4 protein-coding genes are annotated in these 2,904 nt (G+C 73.4%); 1 reads left to right on the forward strand and 3 read right to left on the reverse strand.

Features of this window, described 5'->3' with window-relative positions:
* Window positions 1-485, reverse strand: a 485-nt coding sequence (locus D455_RS0119670) for a LysR family transcriptional regulator (RefSeq protein WP_017572423.1), incomplete at its 3' end; no start/stop codon positions are given.
* Window positions 486-786: 301 nt separating this feature from the next.
* Between D455_RS0119670 and D455_RS0119675 the strand changes: the two genes are divergently transcribed.
* The gene (locus D455_RS0119675) at window positions 787-1,551 is read left to right on the forward strand and encodes an SDR family NAD(P)-dependent oxidoreductase (RefSeq protein WP_017572424.1); all 765 of its coding nucleotides are present in this window, start codon (window positions 787-789) and stop codon (window positions 1,549-1,551) included.
* Between the two features lie 125 nt (window positions 1,552-1,676).
* Here the strand turns inward: D455_RS0119675 and D455_RS33110 are convergent, their stop codons facing one another.
* A complete protein-coding gene (locus D455_RS33110; protein ID WP_083922319.1) occupies window positions 1,677-1,856 on the reverse strand; it encodes a hypothetical protein in 180 nt (59 codons plus the stop codon).
* Window positions 1,857-1,963: 107 nt separating this feature from the next.
* Complete coding sequence (locus D455_RS0119680) at window positions 1,964-2,233, reverse strand: HPr family phosphocarrier protein (protein WP_017572425.1); 270 nt, start codon at window positions 2,231-2,233, stop codon at window positions 1,964-1,966.
* Between the last annotated feature and the right edge of the window lie 671 nt (window positions 2,234-2,904).

Raw genomic sequence — 2,904 nt, forward strand, 5'->3', positions numbered from 1 at the left:
ACCGGCCCCACGACCAGATCGCGTTCACGGACCGGCATCAGGACGACGGCGGCGTCCACCTCGCCCTCGCGCAACGGGCCGAACGGGTCCGAGAGCGCCATCTCCACGATCTCCACCCGCGCCCCGGTCTCCCGCTCCTCGAACGCGCGGACCGCCTCGGCCACCGGGCCGTGGATCGTACCCCCGAACCCCAGGCGCACCCGCGACGGTCCGCCATGGGCGCGGTCGCGCGCTCCGTCCACCACCGCGGCCAGGTTCTGGTAGGCGGGCCGCAGGGCGTCGAGGAAGTCCTCTCCGAACGACGTGAGGCCGAAGCGCGAACCGGCGCGGTCCACGAGCGGTGCGCCGATCCGGTCCTCGAGGGCGCGCACCAGCCGGTCCACCGCGTCGGTCGACACCCCCAGCCGCTCCGCGGTGTGTCCCGGATGCGACTCGTCCGCCAGGACGAGGAAGCACTCCAGCTCCCGGATCTCGATACCCCGCAACCGGTCCGTCCCCCTCCTCGTGTCCACTGACGCGTGCCGTCCCACCGTGTACGGCGGCCCGGCGAGCACCCCTCATGGAAGCACGAAGCCCGTGGGTCCGGTCGCACGACTCCCGGAGTAGGACGAAACGGCCGTCGGACCCACGGGGCGGGCCGCCGTCGGAGACGGCACCCGTCGACGCTCGGCGGTCCCGCCCGGAACACGTCCCGGGAAGGCGGGACGGAAGGGAGGAGCCGACACGCGTCCGGTGGGGAGGGCGCGGATACGCTCGGCGCGACAGCGATTTCCGGGAGGAACCACCATGACAGCGACCGCGGTCGTCACCGGAGCCAGCAGCGGGATCGGGGCCGCCACCGCACGCGGACTCGCGGAGAGCGGCTACACCGTGATCCTCGTCGCCCGCCGCGCCGAACGGATCGGGGCGCTGGCGGAGGAGTTGGCGAAGGAGGGGCACAGTGCCCGCGCCCACGCCCTCGACGTCACCGACCGGGCGGCCGTCGACGCCTTCGCCGACTCCCTGCCCTCCTGCGACGTGCTGGTCAACAACGCGGGCGGCGCCATCGGAACGGAGACCGTCGCCAGCGGTGATCCCGCCGACTGGCGCGCCATGTACGAGGTCAACGTCATCGGGGTGCTCCACATGACCCAGGCCCTGCTGCCCAAGCTGGTCGCCAGCGGGGACGGCACCGTGCTGGTCGTCTCCTCCACGGCCGGGCACGCGGTCTACGAGGGCGGCGGCGGTTACGTGTCCGCCAAGCACGGCGCGCACACCCTCACCGCCACGCTGCGACTGGAACTGTGCGGGGAACCGGTGCGCGTGGTGGAGATCGCGCCGGGCATGGTGAAGACGGACGAGTTCTCCCTCAACCGGATGCGCGGGAACGCCGACGCCGCCGAGGCCGTCTACGCCGGTGTGCCCGATCCGCTGACCGCCGAGGACGTCGCCGACACCATCGTGTGGGCGGTCACGCGGCCCCCGCACGTGAACATCGACCTGCTGGTGGTGCGCCCGCGCGCGCAGGCCGCGCAGCACAAGGTGCACCGGGTTCCGCGGGACGAGGCGTAGCCCGGACGCTCCCGTGCCGGGGACGAGGGTGTCGGGGCGCGTCCCCACCGGTACGGTCCTCCGTGCCCGGGTCATCCGCGTCCCGGCCCCGTGCGCCCTGCTCCCGTGCGTCGCGCCTGCCCGGGTCACTTCTCGGCGTCGCCGGAGGCGCACTCGGCGCAGTCACAGTAGTTCGTCGTGGACATGGACCGGCATCTGGTGCAGACCTGTCGTTTCGCCCCCGGCGGATCGTGCCTCCAGTCGTGCTGGCCACGTCGGCAGATCCCGGAGGGGCCGATGACGGTCTCGTCACGTGAGGTGTCCATGGCAGCAAGGTAGCCCCGGCGGGTGGGGATGACCAGGGCCGGGTCGGAGGCCCGCCGTCGGCCCGCCCGCCCGGACCCGGGCGGGCCGCGTCCGGGCGGGCACCGGGTCAGGTGTCCAGTTCCCTGGACAGCATCTCCACCAATCCGTCCAGGACCTTGTCCGCGTTCTCGTCGTCCTCGCAGTCCAGGGTGACCGTCTCGCCGTGTTTGGCGCCCAGGGCCATCACCGCGAGCACGCTGCGCGCGTCCACCGGCTTGTGGCCCTCGCGGGAGACCATGACGGGCAGACCGGACTCGTTGACGGCCTGGACGAACAGGGCGGCGGGGCGGGCGTGCAGGCCGAGTTGGGAGGCGATGGCCACGGTGCGCTGGGGCATGTCGGTCCTCGGGGAGTCGTCGGGCGGACCGGGGTTCTCCGGCCCGCGTCAGGGCTGGTCGACCGGCCACCGCTGGCCGGGGAGGAGCGGCGGTCGCGTCGTCGGGGAAGGATGGTTCCGGTCAGGGACACCGCGGCCGTTCCCCACACCATGGCGTGCCGCGACCGCTGGTCGGGGGAGCCGCCCGCGTCCGGGAACCCGAGGGGGCGAGGCGGCCCGCGGTCGCCGTTCCCCACGTGCGTACCCCGGATCCGCGCGCCCGTCGGGTGTTCCCGGAAGCAACGAGTATCGCACCGCGGCCACCCGGTGTCACCAGTGCGGCACCGTTTCCCGGTCCGGAATCCGGTGACCCCGGGTACCGCGACCAGGGTGACCGTCCAGCCGTGGGGATGGCCGCGCGGGCGCGGTGGCGGTCCGGGCGGACGAGTTCTCCACAGGGGCTACCGTCGTCCGCCTCCCTGAGGTTTCCTGGATACGGAGAGCCCGCCCGACACCCCTCGACCATCGACGGCGTTCCGCGCCCGTCAGCCAGGCACGCCCGTGTTCTCCGTGGTGGAGAACGGGGCCCTCAGACGGGTGCGACCCCGACGCACACCCTCCCCGGCCCTTCCCGACGTACGGAGCAGCCATGGCGCAGACCGAACCCCCCGCATCCGGTACCGCACGGCTGG

The sequence above is a fragment of the Nocardiopsis halotolerans DSM 44410 genome, assembly GCF_000341065.1.
Taxonomy (GTDB): Bacteria; Actinomycetota; Actinomycetes; order Streptosporangiales; family Streptosporangiaceae; genus Nocardiopsis; species Nocardiopsis halotolerans.